Origin of the sequence: Christiangramia sp., assembly GCF_029937855.1 — a bacterium.
GTDB lineage: Bacteria > Bacteroidota > Bacteroidia > Flavobacteriales > Flavobacteriaceae > Christiangramia.
Genome location: NZ_JAPYPC010000016.1, coordinates 21039 through 44691, shown reverse-complemented (window position 1 = coordinate 44691; position 23653 = coordinate 21039). Strand labels below are relative to the sequence as shown.

The window sequence follows — 23653 nt, the reverse complement described above, 5'->3', positions numbered from 1 at the left end:
GTAATAAAACACCTAACATTGCGAGCACTCCCAGAATGACATTTTTTAAAAGCAACTCGTTTAATTTTGAATAAACTTTTTTCCAAGAAAAATAGCCAGGATAAAAAATGACAAATAAAGAGAGAATTACAGGGCCACTTTATATGTTTATGAAAATTGGACTAAAAGACCAATTCCATCTTTAGCAATTTATAGATCGACTTTTAGCATATGGAGAACCAACCACATATTTAATATTATCTGATTTCACCGATTTTACTGTCAACACCTTATAAAATTCCTAAATAAAATATTTTATGTTAGGCCCCAGGGATTTGAGATGATTTCTATTTGGTGATTTTTGCTGCGATTTTAATTTTTAAATAATTAAAAATCAATCCGATAATTCAAATTATTGTTTTTTTTAAAAGGATAAATTATCAATCTCATAATTCTCACTCTTATTTCTTTAAAAAGTTTTGCCCGTAGATTTAATTGAATACCTTTAATTAAGTTTTCGAGGAAAAACCATGAAAAAACTTCTAAAAAATATCAATATTATGTTAGGAAGAATCTCTTTCCGCAATCCCATTATTGATATTACGATCACCGGTATTACCCCTTTTGGGGTCCTTGATATATAACTTTCGTCCGTACACCTGTATTTTAATCTCTTATTAATTATTTAAAAACAATTTCAGTTATGCATGTCCTGAAATTTGGCGGTTCGTCCCTTGCCACTCCTGAAAGAATAAAAATTGTCTCGAAAACCATTCAAAATCATCTTAAAGAAGACACTGTAGTTAGCGTTTTCTCTGCATTTGGTGGAGTTACTAATGATCTTTTATTAATGGCCGAAATGGCAGCCAAAGAAGATGATTCTTATAAAACGCTTCTTGCAAATAACGAAAAAAGACATTTAGATGCTGTAAAGGAGCTAATACCCGTCACTTCTCAAAGTGCCATTTTGAGCAAGGTGAAAAATGAATTTAATAGACTTGAAACCCTGTATGAAGGAGTTTTTCTTTTGAATGAATTATCTGATAAAACAAAACACGTTATCTCGGGATTTGGTGAAATTCTAAGCTCTCACATAATTTCAGCATATTTCAAAAGTTTGCAAATCGATAGTTTATGGGTTGATTCCAGTGAACTTCTCGTTTGCAAAAACCTGAACGAAAAGGTACAGGTGAATTATGAGAAAACAAATTCAAACCTTACCGAATATTTCAAAAATAATAAAGCAGCGCTTTTTATAGTTCCCGGTTTTGTGGCCAAAAATGATCTTGGTGTACCAAGTACTTTAGGTCGCGGAGGTTCAGATTTTACTGCTGCTATTATTGCGGGAGCTTTAGATGTTGATAAAGTGCTTATCTATACCGATGTGAACGGAATGTTTACGGCCAATCCAAACCTGGTTCCACAAGCCTATCCATTAAAAGATATTTCTTACGAGGAGGCGATGGAACTTTCGCATTTTGGTGCTAAGGTCTTATACCCGCCAACTTTACAGCCGCTACTGGATAAAAATATTCAGATTCATATCAAAAATACTTTTGAACCGGAAAATCACGGAACGGTAATTTCCAAATCAAGCAAAAAGAACTTTAGATGGGTTACTGGGATCACCCATATAGATTCTATAAAATTGCTGAATATTGAAGGAAGCGGAATGGTGGGTATTCCTGGGTTTTCCAAGCGTTTCTTTGAAATCCTGTATCAGGAGCATATAAATGTAGTGCTAATTACACAGGCATCTTCCGAACATAGTATTTGTATTGCAGTGAAAGATGATGAAGCTGAGAAGGCAAAAGAAGCTCTGGATGAAGCCTTTGAAGTAGAGATCAGCTATAAAAAGATCAAGCCAGTGCAAATTGAGGATAATGTCTCTATAATTGCCCTGGTTGGAGATAGGATGAAGAGCCATCATGGGTTGAGCGGCAAGATGTTTAGTGCGCTTGGGAATAATAATATAAATATTAGAGCGATTGCCCAGGGTTCTTCAGAAAGAAATATATCGGCTGTAATTTCTAAGAATGACGTGGTAAAAGCTTTGAATATACTTCATGAACAGTTTTTTGAGGTTCCCTCCAAAGAATTGAATTTATTTATTACTGGAGTGGGAAATGTTGGTGGTAAACTTTTGGATCAGCTTAAAAAGCAGGAATCTTATCTATTGGATAAACTAAGGCTAAAAGTTAGGGTTTTGGGTCTCTCTAATTCGAAAAAAATGCTTTTCAATGAAAACGGAATAGATCTCGAAATCTGGAAAGAGTCTTTAGATAAGGCTGAAAAAGCCGATAAACAGAAATTCTTCGAGAAAGTAAAAGAGCTGAATTATAGAAACAGTATTTTCGTGGATAATACCGCAAGTCCTGAAATTTCCGGCTGGTATAAAAATTACCTGGCCAACTCAATTTCTGTGGTAACCTGTAATAAGATAGCCTGTGCAGATGATTTCGAAAACTATCAGAATCTTCAGGACCTGGCCCGGGAATACGGAGCCTCATTTCTATATGAAACGAATGTAGGCGCAGGGCTTCCAATTATCGATACGTTGCAGAATTTAGTGGCTTCCGGGGATAGAGTTAGGAAGATCCAGGCGGTACTTTCCGGTAGTTTAAATTTTGTATTTAATAATTATGATGGCTCCCAAGCTTTTTATAAAGTGGTGGAAACTGCCATGAAAGAAGGTTTTACTGAACCTGATCCTAAAATAGACCTAAGCGGCGTAGACGTAGCAAGAAAAATATTAATTCTGGCGAGGGAATCTGGGCTGCAACTCGAACTGGAAGATATCGAAAGAGATGATTTTCTGTCTCAGGAAAGCCTGAATTCTGAAACTAACGAGCAGTTTTTTACATTGCTGAAGGAGGATGAAGAAGATTTTAAAAAGCTCTATAAAAATGCAAAAGATAAGGATGCTGAATTAAAATACGTCGCTCAGCTGGAAAATGGAAAGGCAAAAGTGGGATTGCAGGAAGTAGATGCCCAGCATCCGTTTGCTAATCTTAGCGGAAGTGATAATATTGTGCTGTTTTTTACAGATCGTTATCCTGAACAACCACTAATCGTTAAAGGAGCAGGAGCGGGGGCAGATGTTACAGCTTCAGGAATTTTTGCAGATATTATAAGAATAGGAAAGAAATAGAGTATGGATCAAATAAAAATCTTTGCGCCGGCAACGGTGGCCAATCTTTCCTGCGGATTTGATGTTCTTGGATGCTGCCTGGATGCTGTTGGAGATGAAATGCTCGTAAAAAAGAATGATCTTAAGGAGGTGAGAATTGTAAAGATCACCGGTCAGGATTTGCCTATGCAAGCAGATCAGAATGTGGCGGGTGTGGCTGTTAAAGCTCTTTTAAATACACTTGGTTCCAAACAAGGCTATGATATAGAAATTACAAAGAAGATTAAACCAGGAAGTGGTATTGGCAGCAGTGCAGCGAGTTCCGCAGGAGCGGTGTTTGCAGTAAACAAAATTCTGGGAGAACCATTTAATGCACGTGAACTTATCACTTTTGCGATGCAGGGTGAACTCCTGGCAAGTGGTAATGCACATGCAGATAATGTAGCACCTGCTTTACTGGGTGGGTTTAGCCTGGTGCGAAGTTACCTTCCTTTAGAAGTTCTTAGTTTACCGGTTCCTTCGGAATTGAGGCTAGTGGTGCTTCACCCGATGATTGAAATTAAAACCAGAGATTCCCGATCTATCATCAAACAAAATGTGAGCCTTAAATCGGCCATTAATCAATGGGGAAATCTGGGTGCATTTGTAAGTGCACTTTATACGGAAGATTATGAGCTTTTGGGTCGAAGCCTTCAGGATGAAATTGTAGAACCGGTACGCTCTATTCTAATTCCTTACTTTCAGGAATTGAAAAAAATAGTGTCTGCAAAAGGAGCTCTTGGCTTCGGTATTTCAGGATCTGGCCCTTCAGTTTTCGCATTGTGCAAAGGGGAAGAGATTGCCTTAAAGGTAAAGAAGGCAATGCACGCATTTTATTCAGATAAAAATATAGATTTTGAACTTCATCTGTCAGGAATTAATAAACAGGGAATTAAAGTATTATGAAGTATTTCAGCTTAAATGATAAATCACATACCAGCAATTTTGAAAATGCGGTAATTCGCGGACTCGCTCCTGATAAAGGCTTATATTTTCCCGAGGAGGTACAGAAACTTCCTAATTCTTTTTTCATGAATATTCGTACTAAAGATAAAATTGAAATTTCTTTTGAAGCGATTAAGAATTATGTAGGTGATGAAATCCCAAATTCTGAACTTATTAATATTATAAATAAAACCGTAGATTTTGATTTTCCGGTGGTTGAGGTCATGGAGAATATTGGGACTTTAGAACTGTTTCATGGTCCCACGCTTGCCTTTAAAGACGTTGGGGCGAAATTTATGGCCGGAAGTCTTGGCTATTTTATTAAGAAAGGCAATATTGAAAAGATCACTGTTTTGGTGGCTACTTCTGGAGATACAGGTGGTGCCGTGGCTAATGGTTTTCTTGGCGTGGAAGGAATAGAAGTGGTGATTTTATATCCCAAAGGAAAGGTTAGCGGAATACAGGAAAAGCAATTAACCACTTTAGGAAAGAATATCACTGCTTTGGAGGTAGACGGAAACTTTGACGACTGCCAGGCGATGGTAAAAAGAGCATTTTTGGATCACGAGGTTACGAAGAGAAGAAAATTAACTTCTGCCAATTCTATTAACGTGGCTCGATGGCTACCGCAGATGTTCTATTATTTCTTTGCCTATAAACAATTACAGGAAAAAAATAAACAGCTTGTATTTTCAGTGCCTAGTGGAAATTTCGGAAATATTTGTGCCGGTTTATTAGCCCGGGAAATGGGATTGCCCATTGATAATTTTGTGGCTTCCAATAATGCCAATGCTACCGTCACCAAATATTTAGAGACTGAAAACTATGATCCACAGCCCAGTGTGCAAACTATTTCAAATGCCATGGATGTTGGTGATCCCAGTAATTTTGTAAGGATACTGAAGCTTTTTAATGAAGATTATTCCAGTTTAAAACAAAATTTTTCCGCCTATAGTTTTGATGATGAAAAAACTAAAACTGCGATGAAGGAAGTTTATGCCGAAACAGGTTATTTGACGGACCCGCATGGAGCGGTTGGATATCTGGGGTTGAAGAAATTTATGGACAATAATCCGGATTATTATGGTATTTTCTTAGAGACCGCACATCCCGTGAAATTTTTAGATACGGTAGAAAAGGCGATTAATAACAAAGTTGAAATTCCAGATTCCATAAAAGATTTGATGGATAAGCAAAAAAAATCCCTTCAAATCAAAAATTACGAAGATCTGAAGGGATATTTATTAAGCTGATTATTTTAGTATTTAGCAGGATCTTCTCCGGGAAGGCTATTTTGAATGAATTCCCGAACATCGTCATTGGCTTTTTCAAGATCTTCACTTCTAAGGTACATCATGTGTCCACTACGATAACCTTTAAAGCTAAGACGGTCTTTCATTTTTCCGCTGGGATCCAGCTGCCACATAGAATATTTGGCATTAAAATAAGTGGTGGCACCATCAAAATATCCCGATTGGATCATCACATCAAGATTTGGATTTTGCGCCATGGCCTGTCTTAGGTTCTCACCCGTATTGTTGCCACTTCTATCCCAGGGATGAACTGGACCAAACATAAAGTACTTGAGATCTGTTTTAAAATTCAATTCTTCTCTTAGATAATAATTAATGGCCGGGGTGAAAGAATGCAGCCAGGAAGTAAGCTCTGAATTATAATCTGGATTATCACCAGCCTCCCTGGCATCGAGTCCGCGGTACCTGGAATCCAAACGTCCAACTGTGTAACCTTCTTTTTCTCGAAGCAGATCTTTCCAGAAATACCTGAAAGGCACCTCTAAATTATTCTGAAGGATCACTTCTTTTTTAATTCCTGAATAATAGGCCATTTTTTCGGCTACTTTCTCTTTTTCTGCGGAATCATTAAATCCTCCTTTTACCAGCACTGGTAACAATTCATTGATCGCATAATTTTCAACTTCAGGTAATAATTCATCAAGATCTTTGCTTTGCAATTCAGCAGGTAGAACTTTATGATACCATGCTGCCGCTGCGAAATAGGGAAGTCGGTTAGCGATTTCTACGGGTCCTTCACGATCTAAACCAATTTCAGTTGGCGAAACCAGGATTACCCCATTTAGATACATCCACTGGCTGTTTTGTAATTCGAGAGCTAAACCGGAAACCCGGGTAGTTCCATAACTTTCCCCAATTAGATATTTTGGGGACAACCATCTGTTCTTTCGGGTCACGAATGTATTTAGCCACTCTGCGAGATATTCAATATCTGCCTGCACACCGAAGAATTTTTTTCTATCCACTTTTCCTTCAGCATCTGGAATAGGCCTGGAATACCCTGTATTTACAGGGTTTACATATACTATATCTGCAACATCCAGAATCGAGTGCGGATTTTCTTTAATTCCGTAGGGTTGAACGGGAAAACCTTCGTCGTCTATTTTTAGAACACGTGGCCCTGTATAAGCAATATGCATCCAAACGGAAGCAGAACCAGGTCCTCCGTTGAAAGAGATCACCAAAGGCCTGTTTTCATTATTTTTTACACCATTTTTCGTATAATAGGTATAAAAAAGACTGGCAATAGGCTCTCTGTCTTCATTCCATAGCGGCATCATCCCTGTTTCAGCAGTATAATCTATAGATTTTCCATTGATATTTACTGAATGTTGCGAAGTTACCGCAGTATCAATGGGTATTTCAATTTTCTGAGCGTTAATTTCATTCAAAGAAATTATTGCTAAAAGCAGTAATAAATAAAACTTCTTCATGTTCATATATAGGTTCTGGGTTTAAAATTTAGTATTAATTATTGAGATTTTCGTCACGAAATATGATCACATAGCTCAGCACGATGGCACCCACCGCTGCTAAAAGGAAAAATAAAATAGCCAGCCCCGGGTATCCAAAAATTGTGAAATCTGAAGGTACCTGCATAAGCATAGAGGCACCCACGACCATAGAGGCGATAATAAGGCCAAGGGTAATTCTATTGGCTACCTTCTGAAAACCATCAGTAACACGTTTTTCATCTATGGCATCAATCTTAATTTTGAACTCATTATTGGCAAGATTTTCGGAGATCTGGTTCATTCTCTCCGGCATCTTTTCAAGAAAATGTTTAGATTCTATAAGCGTACTAAAGAAATTCTCTGGTTTTAATTCGCTCAGCATTTTCTTGCGCATAATCTCGTGTACATTTCGCTGAATTGCCGCTCGAAGATCAAATTCCGGGTCTAACATTGCCACGATTTGGTCCAGGTTCAGCAAAATCTTACCCAGAATATTTATCTGGATGGGGAGCTTGATATGTGTGGCTAGCGCCAGCCTGTTTAGCTGAATTAAGATCCTTCCTGTTTGAAGATCTTTTGCCCGGCTGTTCTCACTTTCCATGATCACATCACTCACCGTTTTGGAGAATTCCTTTTTCTGAGACTCTTCGGTTAATTCACTCATTTTTAAAAGTGAGTGCGCTGTTTTTTCCCCGTTACTCTGGCTTATCGCTAAAAGAAGTTCAATTAAATTCTCCTGAAGCTGAGGCGTAAATCTGGCCACCATACCAAGGTCTATCAGTGCTATCTTATTGTCTTCAGTAAATTTAATATTACCGGGATGTGGGTCTGCGTGGGCGAAGCCGTCGTTAATGATCTGCTGGAGATAAGCTTCTACAAGTTCTTCCACCAGTTCAGAAAAATCATTTTCCATCTGGCGTAAAGGTGAAAGCGAGGTGATCTTCTTTCCGCTTACAAATTCCATAGTAAGCACCCGTGTAGAGCTATAATCGTTTACCGGCGCCGGAATAATTAGATGTTCGTACTGAGTAAGGTTTTTCTTTAAGGTTTTTAAATTTTGGGCTTCTTTTTTATAATCCAGTTCATTTACCAAAATTCGTCTCAGTTCAGCAAAAACTTCATCAAGGGCATAAGTTTTGGCTTTTTCCAGATGCTTCACCGCCATGGCTGTAAGTTCATCCAGGGTGTCCAGGTCGTCCATAAATTGCTTAGAGATCCCTGGTCTTTGCACTTTTACGGCAACGGGCCTTCCGGAATGTAGTTCGGCACGATGTACCTGTCCTATAGAAGCGCTGGCCAGTGGCTTTTCATCAAAAACATTAAAAGCCTTGGATATTTTTGTACCTAGCTCTGTTTCAATAATCTTTTTTACTTCTTCAAAAGGAACGGGAGATACATTATCCTGCAGTTTTGCCAGTGCAGAAAGATATTCTTCCGGCAGCAAATCTGGTCTTGTAGAAAGCAACTGGCCCAATTTTATATAAGTGGGCCCCATAGCTTTTAAATCTTCCACCAATTCTTCTGGGGTCTGATCAAACTTATGTTCTTCGTCCTCTTCTTCTAAAAGTTCTTCGTTACGAGCAACAGCACTGGTTTGGCGAAACAGATCGCTGTTCCAGTATTTGAGCATAAAGCGTATGAACTTATAATATCTTTTAATTTTATCTGGTGTATTGCTCATATATGGCGGAAATTCTAAGCTCCTAAATTTATAAAATTAAGGCATATTAAAAAGAAAGTAAATTGTTTAAATGATTTATGTTATTTGGATGACCGAATAAATAGAGAAGATCACCCTGATGAATAGTGGTTTTAGGGGAGATTTCTGTAAGATATTTCCTGTCTCGCTGTATGGCGAGTAAGGTAACATGATAATTCTTGCCAATCCCGGATTCCTGTATGCTTTTCCCCACGATTTGATGGTAGTCCCTCTGGACTTTTAAAGTCACGATCTCTTTATTCGGAATATTGAGATGTTGTAAGGCAGGAGAATGCGGACTCTTCTTCATGGAAGTTAGCATCTCATAATCTGAAGAACGTATCTGATTGATAAACTCCTGAATTTCGTCAAAGGGGACCAGGTATTTTTTTAGTACTCGGGTAAATATTTCAATGGAAGTTTCAAATTCCTCGGGCACCACTTCATCTGCGCCAAGTCTAATAACATCTTCCATTTCCTTAACATATTTGGTGCGCACAATAATAGTAGCCGTTTGTGTAAACTGCCTGATACTGCTAAGCATTTTTTTTGTAGCTCCGGGATCTGAAATGGCAATGACGATCACTCTCGCTTCCTGTATATGAGCATGTTTTAGAATCACTGGATTAGTGGCATCTCCAAAGATGATGGGCTCATTATTTTTTTTAGCCTGTTCAAAAGTTTCAGGATTTGCATCCAGAATCACATAAGGGATTTCCGCTTTTCTGGCAGCTTTCGAAATATTTGTACCATTAATGCCGTATCCAATGACCACCAGATGATCGTGAAGATTTTCTTCTGAAAATTCTTCTTCTTCCATACTGGAACTTTTTTTAATATTTTCCAGACGTTTTCTTACTGCAGCAGGAATTGGAGCTTTTAAAATAGCATAAGTCATTCTGGGTGCCGCAGAAATTAAAAACGGCGTAACTCCCATAGTGATAATAGAGATCGCTAAGAAATATTGATAAATATTTTCAGGAATAATGGCATTTTCCTTTCCTACTCCTGAAAGTAATAACGAGAATTCCCCAACCTGAAATAAACTGAATAAGGCGAGAAAAATAGTTCTTACCGGATATTTAAGAATAAGTACGGTCACTCCCACCACCAACATCTTAAGCAGGATGACCCCAATTACCAGTAATAGAATATTGAGCAGATTGCTAAAGAAGAATTCAAGATTTAAAAGGGTTCCTACGGAAATAAAGAAGAAGCTGATAAAGATTTCCCTAAACGGAAGTACGTTAGCAGTAGCCTGATGGCTATAATCAGATTCAGAAATAATGAGTCCGGCGAAAAAGGCGCCGAGAGCCAGTGAAAGTCCTACGGTTGAGGTAAGCCAGGCTACGCTAAAGCAAAAAACGACCACCGTTAAAATAAATAATTCCTGATTTTTTGTCTTTACCACCCAACCAAAGATTTTTGGTGCCACAAAACGGGCGAGTATATAAACGATCACCAGCACCAATAATATTTTAAGAACCATTATGACGATCGTAGAAAGGATGTTGGGCGTTTCTCCTGCCAATAACGGGGTAAAAAGCATCATAGGAACCACAACTATATCCTGGAATATCAAAATTCCAAGGCCAATTTTACCATGCGGCGTAGAAATTTCCCCTTTTTCCTGAAGTAATTTCAGTACGATGGCCGTACTGCTTAAACTGAAAAGAAAACCTAAAAAGATAGAGGTGTTTAAGGGTAAACCAATAAAATATGAAATAGCGGCGGTGATGGCTATAGTTCCCCCAACCTGTAGACCTCCTCCCACGAAAATGATCTTTTTTATAGAAGCAAGTCCTTTTAAGGATAGTTCGATCCCGATAACAAACAGAAGAAAGATAATACCTATTTCTGAGAGTAATTCCACCTCATGCTGGGAGCTAATTAAGTTAAATGCGTGAGGTCCCGCGATGATTCCTGCGAGAAGGAAACCTAGAATTGCAGGAAGTTTTAAACGCTGAAAAACAAGGATGATCACAATGGATAATCCTAAAATAATAACAATATCCTGAAGAATAGGAATTTCCATAGATTGGTTGGTTTTTTCAGAAATTAAAGATAATAAGTTGAGATGGTTATAAAGAACAGGAAGTAAAAAAAAAGAGGCTGTCTAAAAAATCCCGAACACGCCATCCTGAATTTGTTTCAGGATCTTAACTAATTGAAATTATAATCAGTAGAAGCTGAGTCAAATTCAGCCTGACGAAATAAGGACTTTTTAGACAGCCGCTTATAAATTACTTAAATGTTACATTATCCTTTTAACCAGGCATGTCTTAACTCCATTTGTTCACCATCTGGATTTTGAATTTCAACCATCTTCATTTCCATATCCATTGGTTTAGTAATTTTTCCTTCCAGATTTATTTCCTCGCCTTCTCTTATCACGATCATGCTAATCTCGTCACCTTCTTTCCAGCTATTCGATGCAGTGATAAGTTCATACACATTTTGAATGTTATACTCAGTTCCGTTAACAGATTTTAGAGTGTCCCCACCCTGAACTCCCAGATCTTTAAGAAAGGTATTCAATTCTATATCCTTTCTAAACATGATCTGCATAGTAGCCTGGTTAGCGGTAATATACGGAGTTTGACCTTTTAGAAAAAAGCCTACCTCACTCATTACTTCTTTTTCTTCCAAACCGGCTTTTGCAAAGAACTCATTATAAGGAATAGGAGTAGTACCAGTGATATAGGTGTCAAAGAAATCCTGAATCTCAGGATAAGTCAGCTCTACGATATCAGAAATTAACTGGTCGTCATCAAAAGGCCTGTCTTTTCCGTACTTGGCATTTAATTTTTTCATCAGGTCTAGAATCCCCATTTTGCCACCGCTAAGCTCTCTTAATCGAATATCCAAAGCCATACCTATAAGTGCTCCTTTTTGGTACACATTGTAATAACTATCCTTATACTCATCTGTCAGGATATTTTTACTCATCACTGTAAATGGAACGGTATCGTCAAATCTTTTGGAAATATTGATTTTATCTACCATCCTGTCGTAGAATTCCTGATTGCTGATAAGCCCCTGATTCACCTGGAACAGATTTGCGAAATATTCAGTTACCCCTTCGTACAGCCATAAATGTTGTGACATTTTGGGATCATTATAATCGAAATAATGAACTTCTTTAGAATGAATTCCTAAAGGTGTGATAATATGAAAGAATTCATGGGAAACGATATCGGTCATACTTTCATCTAAAGCTTTGGCTTCCATGGTTTCAGGCATAACCACCACAGTAGAAGTATGGTGTTCCAGAGCTCCAAAATTACCTGCATCTTTCTCACCCGGAGTAGCCGAAAGGTATACCAGGATTGCATATTTATCTGTACTGTTTATATCTCCAAGGAATTTCTTTTGAGCTCGGATCGTTTTCTCCAGGTTTGGTCTTAAGCTCTTCGCTGAAAATTTATCGTTTGGTGAAAAGACATTGATCAACACCTTCATATCCTCCACCATAAAGCTTGTAGTATCGGGACTTGAATACATAATAGGGTTATCTATCACCTCAAAATATCTATCCAGATTATAAATATCGGTTTTAGAGTCAATGGTTTCACCGTCAATGGTTTTATCTATAGTAAGTGCAGTTCCGGCTATCAAATTTGCCGGTCTCTTAATTTCGAGACGGAATCTATTCTCCTTTGTATCTTCAAAGTAACCTACGAAACCGTGAAGGTTCAGGAGGAAATTTTCATCTTTAAGAATATTTGTTCCTGCCATGGAATATACACCTCCTTCATCTTCCCAGTCAAAAGAATCGTTCACCTGGTACATTACTTTATCAAGGACTTTGGCATCTGTAATGGTCCAGCTGTTTTCATCGATTTTCTTGAATGGCATTTCCTTTCCTTTATAATCTATCGCTTTAAAAGCTTCTGAAAATTTTCCGTAATTGTCGGTGGAGTATGTACCGGGTACGGTTTTAGGAATATAAAAAGTGGTAGTATCTGAAGTGAACCTGTCAGGATCTACCGTTACCCAAACTTTATCATTCTCAACATTTACAAGATCTATACTTGCAACTGTGGGTTGTTGAGGTTGAGTTTCAACGACATTTTGAGTTTTACAGGCGAAAAGCATAGTGGCTGTAATAACTCCAAAAATTATTTTTTTCATGTATTGTAAAGTTTAGTAATAAGACTGGAAAAGCATACAATAGTTACAGTTAAAATCAAATTTATAACTTGAGTTTCATAAATTGCGCTGCTTCACCTTGATAAATTTTTATTTATTTTCAGTGGTGTCCAATAAAAATTTTAAAGAAGGAAGCTTAACTCAGTATTTTCGATAGTTGAAAGCCTTTTACTATTATCTATATCCTGCTTTTACAAATTTTTGAATTGTGGCATTTCTTTGATAAATACAATTTCAGACTTACTGTATTTATCAGATAGTTAAGTACAAGTCTAAGTTCAAATACCTAAAAGTGAAACGGTCTAATTTCTTTAACCGGACATGGATAATTTATTTTAAAACATATAAAACCCGGCAATCACCGGGCTTTATATGTTTGTAAAATTCCAGAGTGATTATGCTCTCACATGGCCTTCACCTAAAACGTAGTACTTGTTAGTTACTAATTGTTTAAGACCTAACGGACCTCTGTGATGAAGTTTATCCGTAGAAATTGCCAGTTCAGCACCAACTCCCATTTGTCCGCCATCGGTGAATCTTGTAGAGGCATTATGATACACAGCGGCACTGTCTACCTGCTCCATAAAGTTCATAGCGTCTTCCTTATTAGTGGTGATAATAGAAGCAGAATGTCCGCCTGAATATTTATTGATCTTCTCTATAGCATTTTCCATCCCATCAATAGCTCCAATAACGATCTTCATGGCCAGGAATTCTTCATACCAGGTATCTTCAGAAGGGACTTTCTCTTCATCGGTCAGTACTTTTGAAACTTCCTCGTCTACAAGAATATTCACTTTATTATCTCTGAATAGTTCCTGAAGCTCTTTCAGTTTAGACTCAAAACCTTCAATATTCTTATCTACCAGTACTTTGTCAAGGGCATTGCATCCGGAGATCTTATCGATCTTGGCGTTCAGCATCACCTTTTTTGCTACTTCAAAATCGGCATTTTCAGAAACATAAAGGAAATTATTTCCTCTACCACTTACTAAAACAGCTCCGGTAGCATGTTCTTTCACAAAGGCAATCAATCTTTCACCACCACGAGGAACGATAAGGTCTAATTGCTCCGGCGGATTTTTTAGAAATTCCTGGGTTTGAGTTCTGTCCAGGTGTAACAATTTGATCCATTCTTTTCCAAGTCCGTTTTCTTCCAGCGCTTCATGCCAGCACTCTTCAAGGATCTTGTTACTATTAATGGCTTCTTTACCACCTTTTAGATAGATCTTATTATTGGCTTTAAAAGCAAGCACCGCAGCCTCAATGGTTACATCTGGCCTGGATTCATAAATGATCATAATGTTTCCAAAAGGAGCAGTTTTGTTGGTAATATCAAGACCGGTGTCCAGTTTACGGTGTTCGATTACCTGTCCCACCGGATCGTCCTGATCCATCACTTCCTTTACAGATTGTATCATTCCGTCTACTTTCTTTTCGTCCACGATAAGGCGGTCATACATAGCCTGATCGTCTTTTGAAAAAGCTTCCAGATCTTTTTTGTTTGCTGAAATTATTTCAGCACGTCTTTTATCCAGGATATTCATCATGGATTTAAGTACGTTATTTTTGGTTTCAGATTTTATCAACTTCATTTCTTCGTTTCTTTAGTTTAGTTAAACTTTATTTTATGAGGTAAACTTGGTGCCAACGGGTTTTCCGGCCATAATATCCAATATCACATTATCACGTTTTCCGTTGGCGATATAAGTAGGAATATTTTTGGCAGCGGTACCTTTGGCAATCTTTATTTTAGATTCCATGCCGCCACGACCTTCACCTTCACCTTTATCAGATTCCTGAACATATTTTTCAACATTTTCATCAATCTGAACTTTATTCAGTTTTTCGGAATCATCATGTTCCGGATGTCCTGTATATAAACCTTCGGTATCGCTTAAGATAATAAGTTTTTCAGCACCAATCAATTCGGCGACAAGACTTGCGAGTTCATCATTATCAGAGAACATAGACATGGTCACAGATACCGCATCATCTTCATTTGCAATAGGAATAATCCCTTCAGAAAGTAAAGATTCATAGCAATTGATCATATTTTCCCTGTGGATACCGGGGCTAAAGTCTCTTTTAGTGGCCAGGACCTGTGCGCAACGCATTCCATAATCATGAAAAATACTGTAATAATGGCGCATCATACGCGGTTGCCCTACTGAAGAATATACCTGTCTACGCTTACTGGCATCTTTTATATTTATTTCTCCCAGTATTTCTTTTCCCGCAATTGCAGAACCTGAAGAAACAAGGACCACCATGATGTCTTCTTCATATAATGTGGCAATTTGTCTTACCAGGCTTTTGAGTACCGGGCCTAAAATTCTATTGTCTTTGTTGGTCATTACATTGGTTCCAACTTTTACAACAATCCTTCTTTTTTTATCCATTTTTAACTTCTTTCGTTAGTTAAGTTTTGAATTATTTTTTCTCTTCTCCTAATTCTACTGCACGATCAAAAGCAGCATAGGCAGCATCTTTAATTAATTCTTTAACATTATTATCATCCATGGAATCTAAAGCAGCCCTTGTTGTTCCTCCTTTAGAAGCTACACGATTCATCCAGGTATCCGGGGAAAGATCGTTTTGGTTAAAAAGTTCAACAGCACCTTCAAAAGTTTGACTTACCAGGACTTTAGAGTCATTTTTAGAGAATCCCATTTTTAGGGCGGCTTCTAACATGGAGTTCATAAAGTAGAAAACATAAGCTGGTCCACTACCTGAAATTCCTGTAGAGGCATCTATATAATTTTCGCTTTCAACGTGTATAGACTTTCCTGTAGTATCTAAAAGGTTCCGCACCATTAGAAGTTCTACTCTGGATACTTCGCTGGATTCTGTATAAGAAGTAACACCTTTTCCTACCTGAGCAGGCAAATTAGGCATGGAACGTACCACTTTTTTAACCGCAAGTCCTTCCTGAATTTTTGCGATTGTGACACCGGCCATCAGGGAAACAAATATCTGTTCCTGATTCACCATAGGTTGCATTTCTTCAAAAAGATCATCACAGTGATACGGCTTCACAGCTATAAATACCATATCTGCTTTGGGCAGGCATTCTTCCAGGGATTCATATACATCAAAATGATCAAGATCTCTTAATCTTGCAATCACATCTGCCGACTTATCGAAAATCATAAGATTTCTCCGGTTAAGCATTGCAGATTGTGCCATTCCTTCGGCATAAGTTAATCCCATATTTCCTGCTCCAATAACTAATGTCTTCATTTTTAAATTTTTGGTTCAATATATCAGCTTTCTGCTGATTAGATCTGTGCCTAATTGGACAAATACCGTGCGACAATCCCCTTATTAGCGCTGATAATTGGTTTAATCAGATAATTTACCCTGATTTTCTGAAAGTAGGCATTAATAAAAACTTAAATTCTCATGTGATTTCCTAAATTTTAGGGGATATAAGTTGCGAAATTTGCAATTTATGGTGGCAATCGATGTTTTTATATAAAAAAATAGCCATCGTTTTAAAAAATATGTAAAACATAAATTTTGGAGATTGGAGATAACTCTACAACTTCTTAAAAAAATGTTATTTCTAATTCCGAATTCTTAAAAAAGAAGAATTTTGCAGGAATGGCAAAATTGCTGCAAGAATGTCAGGTTTAAGGGCTGAAGCCGTACAAAATAATAATTAGATGCTCTTTTAGGATAAATTTTCAAAGCAGAAAAATGAGTATTCAGCTGAAACTGCCAGTAATTACTGAGCATTTGACTCAAGAAATATTTGAATTGTGTTACTGAATTTGGAAAAATTACCCTATAATTATCGATTCGTAATAATTAATTGGATTATTACCTAAAAAACTACTACTCAGATTAATGAAAAGTGTTAAAGAGAATTCTACAGTAGAATCTGTAAGGGAGAAGAATATTGAATTACCGAGAATTATTGCCGTTGGAGCTAGCGCTGGAGGACTTGAAGCGTTAAAAACGTTCTTTAAAAATATTCCTGCTGGTGATAAAAGTGCGTATGTAATAATTCAGCATTTATCTCCAGATCATAAAAGTATGATGGGTGAACTACTTCAGAAAAGCACCAGTCTCCCTATTGTGCAAATAAAAGATCAAATGGAGGTGAAGCCTGGTCACGTGTATCTCATTCCGCCGGCAAATAACCTTATCCTCGAAGATGAAATTCTTCGGTTAACCGATAAACCTAAGAATCATACTCTCAACCTTCCTATAGATATCTTTTTTGAATCTCTGGCAAAACAGCTTAAGGAAAGGGCGATTGGTGTGGTATTAAGCGGTACAGGTAGTGATGGTACAAGAGGGGCCAGGGCTATAAAAGAAAATGATGGGATGGTCATGGTGCAGGATCCAGGTGAGGCCAAGTTCGATGGAATGCCTAAAAGTGCCATTAACACAGGCCTTGTAGATTATATTTTACCCGCAGATAAAATGGGGTCAGAATTACAGGATTTTATCTCTAGTCCGCCAATATTTCATTTTAAGGATGGCGATGTCCAGTATGATGAAAATGAACTCAATAAAATCCTTAATTATATTAACGATGAGGTAGGGCTTGATTTTAGGGAATATAAGTATGCTACCCTGGCCAGACGGGTTGCTAGAAGGGTAAATATTTGTAAATGCAGTAATCTTAAGGATTACTACAGGTTTCTAGTAAGTGAAAAAAAAGAGGTTGAGATCTTATACAGGGAATTCCTGATAGGGGTAACGAAATTCTTCCGTGATGAGGAGGTATGGAAAGTATTGAGAAAAGAAGTCTTTCCAAAGATGATCAGTGAAAAGGAAGATGGGGATATTTTAAAAGTCTGGGATGTTGCCTGTAGTACCGGGGAGGAAGCATATTCCTTTGCAATGTGCCTCCACGAAGAAATGGAAATCCAGGGAAAAAGAATTGAAATAAAGATTTTCGCTACAGATATTTCCCAACCACATCTGGAGATTGGAAGTAAAGGAATCTATCCAGAAAGTATTGTAGCTGATGTTCCAAAGGATTTTTTGCTAAAGTATTTTCTTAGTAAATCCAGTAGCTACCAGATCTCGGATAAAATTAGGAGATCTGTTGTTTTCTCCAGACATAACCTCATTAAGAACCCACCCTTCAGCAATATGGATATGGTGGTGTGTAGAAACCTTTTGATCTATTTTCAAAACAGTATCCAGAAGAAAGCGCTAAATATGCTGCACTATGCCCTAAAGAAAGATGGCATTCTTGTATTGGGCACAAGTGAAAGTGTACATACGCATAAAGAACATTTTGTTGAAATTGACCGTAGGTGGAAGATTTATAAAAATATAAAGCCGAGTACCCGTCTAAAGAATGGAATAAGCCATGCAAATATTTCCGCTAGCATTACCAAAGAGCTTTTAAAAAACAAGCCTGATGAGGAGCGAAAACTTTACAAAACACATTCCAATCCCATTCGGCAAAAGTTACAGGGAGAATTAAATGAAGCGATCATGGATCAGTTTGGGGGAGCTTCGGTTTTCGTAGATTCAGAATATAATATTTTACAGGCTGTTGGAGAATTTAGGAAGTATGCTAATCTTCCGGTTAGTGGTTTTTCTATCAATTTGCTGGATATGCTGGATACCGAATTGAAATTTGTAGTTCAGTCCACTTTTAATAAAGCTTTTAAAGAAGAAAAGAAAGTGGTGTATAGCGATGCAGTGATCAGGCAGGGTAGTAAGAAAATAGGTGCCAATATTATAGTAAAACCTTTTAAAGACCATAGTTTAGAAGGGGAAACGAATTATGTGATCACTTTTATTGAAAAGGAAATCAATTTTGAAGAAATAACAGAAGTTGCCAAAATTAGTCCATCACAACAAACCAAGGAATATGTAGCCAGACTGGAAAATGAACTGAAGCAAACTAAAGAAGATCTTAAAGCCTCTTTGGAAGAAATTGAAACAAGTAACGAAGAATTGCAGGCGGCTAATGAAGAACTATTGGCGTCTAATGAAGAATTACAGAGTACAAACGAAGAACTCCAAAGTGTTAATGAGGAAATAAATACGGTGAATGCCGAGAATATTCAAAAGATGGAAGATCTCGCCGCTTTGAATGCAGATATGAACAACCTGCTGAAAAGTACTGATATTGGAGTTATTTTCCTTGATTCAGATTTTAAGATCAGAAAATTCACCCCTGCCATTAAAAAACATTTCAGCCTTATAAATGGGGATATAGGCAGACCCATAGATAATTTCACAAATAGTTTCGGTTTAAGCCGAAAACAAAGTTTTCTGGATCGTTGCCAGAAGGTATTAGAAACAGGTAAAATACTTGAAAAACATATTGTTTCCCGGGAGGGAAAGAATTATTTGCAGAGGATTTCACCTTATAGAGAATCAAAGGGCGAGATTAGTGGCGTAGTGATTACTTTTATCGATATAGAAACAATTCAGAAGTCCAGGGAGAAATTAATGGCCAGTGAAAGGCGTTTCAAATCTTTCTATGAAGAGGACCCGGTATTACATATAAGTATAGATCCCAAAACTTCAGTTATTGTGCATTGCAATAAGAAGGTCATTCAAAAATTAGGTTATAAATCTAAAGAAGACCTAATAGGCCGTCCCGTTTCTGAATTATTTGACCAGGAATACCCACTTAATACTCAAAAGCTTAAATCCAGCATTAAAAAATCTGGTGAGATTATTAATATAGAGCAGTACATGGTTACTAAAAAGGGTAAAAGCTTACCGGTAATCCTCAATGCTACTGCTGAAAAAGATGAACATGAAAATCTCATAACCATCCGATATACCTGTGTGGATATTTCAGCATTGCACAAGGCCCAGGAACAGTTAAGAGAACAAAAAAATGATCTGGAAAGGGCTAACCGTGATCTGGAACAATTTGTTTCTATATGCTCCCACGATCTCCAGGAACCATTAGCGACCATTAAATTTGGTAGTGATGTTCTGGGCAAGATGTATGCGAGTCAATTGGATGAAAAAGGAGAGAATTATATAAAATATATTAAGGACGCTTCAGACAGACTTTCGGCTCAAATACGTGCTCTTCTGGAACATTCGAGAATTGGAAAGAATGGTAAAAAGTCCCATATAGATACCAAAGAGATCGTAGAGGTTGTAAAGTACGACCTGGGCAAGAGCATTAAAGATAGAAATGCTAGAATACATACCGGGGCTTTACCACAGTTAAAGGGGTATGAAGTGGAATTGCGACTGTTATTCCAAAACCTTATTAGCAATGCCATTAAGTATGTGCCAAAAGATAGAAATCCAGAAATTCGTATTTCAGCTTATAAAGAGGATAAACATTGGGTCTTCTCTATTATGGATAACGGTATAGGGATTTCTAAAGAAGATCAACGCAACATTTTCACCATTTTTAACCGGGTTCCAGGGAATGATGATACCGATGGGACCGGGGTTGGACTTGCCCATGTAGAAAAGATCGTACTTCTGCATGAAGGAACTATTTGGGTGGATTCACAGGAAGGAGTAGGAAGCACCTTCTATTTTAAATTAAAAGCCTAAGATTTTAATGAACAATCATATAGGCTATCCCAAAAATATAGATCTTTCAAGTTGCGAAAAAGAACCTATCCATATTATTGGAGTTACGCAGGCACATGGGGTTTTAATTGCCTGTGATAAAAATACAGGCAAAATAACCCAGGTTAGTGAGAACACTAAGGAGTTATTCAATATTTCTGCGGAAGAACTGTTGAATAAGCAGCTTACGACCATTATTGAAAAAGAACTCGTTGAAAAACTGCTCTCCATTAGTGATGAAGAAGGTGTTTTTATAGTGGAAGAGGTGAAAATTAATACCAATAATTTCGTTTTAATTCCCCACATCAGTAGAGAACATCTTATCCTGGATATTGAACCTCTGGAAAATAAAGCCGATAGTTTTCACTTTCAAAAGGAACTCAGCAGTTTACTCAGCACTTTAAGTGCTTCAGAGAATGCAGAAAAGCTTTGCCGGGATGCTGCCAGGATCACAAAATCGATCTTTGAATATGATAGGGTGATGGTTTACAAGTTTGACGAGGAGTGGAATGGGAAGGTAATCGCAGAAGAATTAAACGAGGGTATGGAAAGCTGGCTGGGCTTACAATATCCGGCCAGTGATATCCCAAAACAGGCGAGACAGTTATTTCTTAAAAACAGGGTTCGTACTATTTCAGATGTCAATTATTCGCCTGTTAAGATTATCCCTCAGTTTTCACCTTTGACGCAGAAAGCTTTAGATCTTTCAAATTCAAAATTGAGGGGAGTTTCGCCTATACATATAGAATATCTTCAGAATATGGGGGTAGGAGCTTCGCTAACGGCTGCCCTTATTAGTAACGGAAAGCTATGGGGATTACTGGCCTGCCATCATTACAAACCAAAGTTTATTAATTATTATCAGCGCCAAACCTGTGAATTTCTAATCCAGATATTTTCAAATGAATTGTCTCTGAAAGATTCTAATACTTTTCTTGCAAGTATTGATAAGGTGGATGATTTTCACGCGAAACTTATGGATCAAATTCAGCAGGCAGAGAGTATAAAAAAAGGACTTAGTTCAATCTCTTTAAAGGTGACCGATCTTTTTGATTGCAATGGTGCTGCCATTGTTTTAGACGGAAAAATAAAGCTGGTAGGGGAGAGCCTTCCGAAAAAATACATCAGGAAATTAATTAGAGAATTCCTGGCCCCAAAGAGCGATCATCTTTTTTTTACAAAAAATCTCTCACAGGTGTATCCGGAAGCTGAAGGTTTTAAAGAAGCAGTATCTGGTATTTTGAGCGTTCGTCTTGGAAAAAGCGGACAAAATTTTCTTATTTGGTTTAGACCAGAAGTTTTGCAAACGGTAGAATGGGGAGGAAATCCAGACAATAAAGCTACCTATGATGAAGAAAAGAAACGTCTTAGCCCGAGAAAATCTTTTGAAAAATGGAGTGAACAGGTAAGGGGTGTGGCAAATGCCTGGAAAGATTTTGAAATAAGGGGAGCAAGAAAATTAGGAGAGAGTGTAGGTTATGTCATTCTGGAAAATCAAAAGAAGAAAATTGATAGCCTGCACAAACAGATAACTGAAGCTCATAGTGAGCTGGAACTATTTAGCCAGGGATTATCACATGATCTTAAAGCGCCGCTTCGGGGTATTGATGGATATGCTCATATCCTAAAAGAAGACCATTATGCAGAGCTTCAGAAGGAAGGTCAAATGGCGGTGGATACAATTTTGAGCTCTGTAGAAGAGATGCGAGAGCTTATTGACAATATACTTTCATTTGCCGGAGTTTCAAATCTGGACATCCATAAAAATATAAACTCCACCAATAATATGGTTCAGGATATACTGGTTTCTTTTAATGCGAAATCGAATTATCCCAATACCAAAATTATCGTGGAAAAAAACCTGCCAAAGATAGTGGGTGATAAAAGAATGCTTATCCAGGTGTGGTCTAATCTTATTTCCAATGCTTTCAAATATAGCGAGAAAAGTGAAAATCCTGAAATAATAATAGGTAGTGAAGTGCTTGATAGAAAAACTATTTATTATGTGAAAGACAATGGGATAGGCTTCGATCCAAAATATAAAGAAACGATCTTCGACCTATTTTCAAGACATTCAGGAGAGCATTATCAGGGAACGGGTATAGGTTTGGCCATTGTAAAAAAAATTCTGGAAAAACATGATGGAGAGATATGGGCCGAAAGCACAGAAAATTCCGGTTCTACATTTTACTTTCATGTTTAACTCTCAGTTATTGTTTAATTAGGCTTTTAGCATTATTTTCGCCAATATCCACGAAGGGAATGATTAACAGGAAACTAAACATCTTATTAGTAGAGGATAATCAAAATGATGTCTTTCTAATAAAAAGGCAGGTTAATAAGATAATCTCCCATCCTGTTATTGAAGTGACCGATAACCTGGAGGGCTGTAAAGACCAGCTGGTGAATTTTGCGCCAGATGTGGTACTTTCAGATTATAACTTACCTAAATGTACCGGTCTCGATATTTTGGATATGGTAAAAGATTTTGACCCGAATATCGAATTTATATTTATTACTGGAACCATCCAGGATGAAGAGCTTGCTGCTAACACTATTCTTAATGGGGCTTCGGGATATATTCTAAAAAAACATATAAATAATCTGGGTGAGAAATTAGAGCCACTCCTCAAAAAAGTGGTAATAAATATGGTGTCCAGGGATGAACTGCGTGAGAGGATCAGGACTAATAAAATTACTGTGAATCAAATATATAGTTATCTGGATAAAATGAATTCAGATAATGTTGAGCAACGGGCCAATATAAATCAAATTAAGGAGTCTATAGAACGTTTTAACCTGGAAGATGGCAGAGATATTGAATAGATTACGGGAAGCAACCAAACAACTGCACAGCGATATTGAAAAAGACAATATCGCCAATAAAGTAGTAGATCATTCTATTAGCCTTACAGAATATAAACTTCTTCTTTTTCAAAATTATATGGCCTATAAGGCTGCTGAAGCTGAGGTTGAAAAGTTTATTCCGGAATATAAAGCCAGTAAGACTTATCAACTTGAACAGGATTTGAAGGGATTAGGCCTTTTAGATATCAATTCCACCCTGGATTTTCATTGTCAAAATAAAGCGGAAGCCATTGGTGCGGCATATGTTATTGAAGGCTCAGCAATGGGAGGGATGCTTATAGGAAAGGAGCTCAAAAGTTGCGGTTCACTTAATTCTATTCCAAACCAGCTTTTCTTCACAGGCGAAAGGAGTAGCATGCAAGGGTGGAATAGCTACCTAAAATATCTGCGATCCTGTGAGTTCTCAGAACAGGAAATCACGGCGGCCAGCAATAAGGCAAAAGAGACTTTTTTACTTTTCAAACAGGCATTTGGCCTGGAGCTTTCAAATTCCTAAAATTCCTATTTCACGGGTTGTTTTAGATGCGATTTTTAGTTAGGTTTA

At 37.5% G+C, this 23653-nt stretch carries 14 protein-coding genes; 7 read left to right on the top strand and 7 right to left on the bottom strand.

All coding sequences use genetic code 11. The annotated features are described in order from the left end of the window. The first annotated feature begins 682 nt into the window (after positions 1–682). The 3 genes from thrA to thrC are packed head-to-tail and all read left to right on the top strand — an operon-like array spanning position 683 to position 5346. The gene (thrA, locus tag Q1K34_RS09915) at positions 683–3130 is read left to right on the top strand and encodes a bifunctional aspartate kinase/homoserine dehydrogenase I (RefSeq protein ID WP_300437945.1); all 2448 of its coding nucleotides are present in this window, start codon (positions 683–685) and stop codon (positions 3128–3130) included. A gap of 3 nt (positions 3131–3133) precedes the next feature. Further along, positions 3134–4054, top strand: a complete 921-nt coding sequence (locus Q1K34_RS09910) for a homoserine kinase (protein WP_300437943.1) — start codon at positions 3134–3136, stop codon at positions 4052–4054. Next, on the top strand, positions 4051–5346 hold the full coding sequence (thrC, locus tag Q1K34_RS09905) for a threonine synthase (protein ID WP_300437940.1): 1296 nt from the start codon (positions 4051–4053) through the stop codon (positions 5344–5346). The genes Q1K34_RS09910 and thrC overlap by 4 nt, the downstream gene beginning before the upstream one ends. 5 nt (positions 5347–5351) lie before the next feature. Here thrC and Q1K34_RS09900 read toward each other — a convergent pair whose 3' ends face one another. The 7 genes from Q1K34_RS09900 to proC all read right to left on the bottom strand — a co-directional run bounded on the left by Q1K34_RS09900 (position 5352) and on the right by proC (position 15954). Further along, positions 5352–6839, bottom strand: a complete 1488-nt coding sequence (locus tag Q1K34_RS09900) for a carboxypeptidase (RefSeq protein ID WP_300437937.1) — start codon at positions 6837–6839, stop codon at positions 5352–5354. 34 nt (positions 6840–6873) lie between these two features. Next, positions 6874–8541, bottom strand: coding sequence for an AarF/UbiB family protein (locus Q1K34_RS09895; protein WP_300437934.1), 1668 nt, complete (start codon positions 8539–8541; stop codon positions 6874–6876). A 46-nt stretch (positions 8542–8587) separates the two neighbouring features. Then, complete coding sequence (locus Q1K34_RS09890) at positions 8588–10594, bottom strand: cation:proton antiporter (protein ID WP_300437931.1); 2007 nt, start codon at positions 10592–10594, stop codon at positions 8588–8590. Positions 10595–10818: 224 nt separating this feature from the next. Next, entirely contained in the window at positions 10819–12693 is a 1875-nt protein-coding gene (locus Q1K34_RS09885) for a peptidase M61 (RefSeq protein ID WP_300437929.1), read from the bottom strand. A 413-nt stretch (positions 12694–13106) separates the two neighbouring features. Next, complete coding sequence (locus tag Q1K34_RS09880; protein ID WP_300437927.1) at positions 13107–14306, bottom strand: glutamate-5-semialdehyde dehydrogenase; 1200 nt, start codon at positions 14304–14306, stop codon at positions 13107–13109. 33 nt (positions 14307–14339) lie between these two features. Further along, complete coding sequence (proB, locus tag Q1K34_RS09875; protein ID WP_300437924.1) at positions 14340–15113, bottom strand: glutamate 5-kinase; 774 nt, start codon at positions 15111–15113, stop codon at positions 14340–14342. Between the two features lie 31 nt (positions 15114–15144). Beyond that, complete coding sequence (gene proC / locus Q1K34_RS09870; RefSeq protein WP_300437921.1) at positions 15145–15954, bottom strand: pyrroline-5-carboxylate reductase; 810 nt, start codon at positions 15952–15954, stop codon at positions 15145–15147. Between the two features lie 609 nt (positions 15955–16563). Between proC and Q1K34_RS09865 the strand changes: the two genes are divergently transcribed. From Q1K34_RS09865 to Q1K34_RS09850, 4 genes are read left to right on the top strand one after another with little or no spacing between them, the layout of a single operon-like run. Further along, entirely contained in the window at positions 16564–20223 is a 3660-nt protein-coding gene (locus Q1K34_RS09865) for a chemotaxis protein CheB (RefSeq protein WP_300437918.1), read from the top strand. A 7-nt stretch (positions 20224–20230) separates the two neighbouring features. Continuing rightward, positions 20231–22444 (top strand): ATP-binding protein, encoded by a 2214-nt coding sequence (locus tag Q1K34_RS09860; RefSeq protein WP_300437915.1) that lies wholly within the window; start codon positions 20231–20233, stop codon positions 22442–22444. A gap of 59 nt (positions 22445–22503) precedes the next feature. After that, positions 22504–23067, top strand: coding sequence for a response regulator (locus tag Q1K34_RS09855; protein ID WP_300437912.1), 564 nt, complete (start codon positions 22504–22506; stop codon positions 23065–23067). Then, complete coding sequence (locus Q1K34_RS09850) at positions 23048–23605, top strand: biliverdin-producing heme oxygenase (protein ID WP_300437910.1); 558 nt, start codon at positions 23048–23050, stop codon at positions 23603–23605. The genes Q1K34_RS09855 and Q1K34_RS09850 overlap by 20 nt, the downstream gene beginning before the upstream one ends. The last annotated feature ends 48 nt before the right edge of the window (positions 23606–23653 follow it).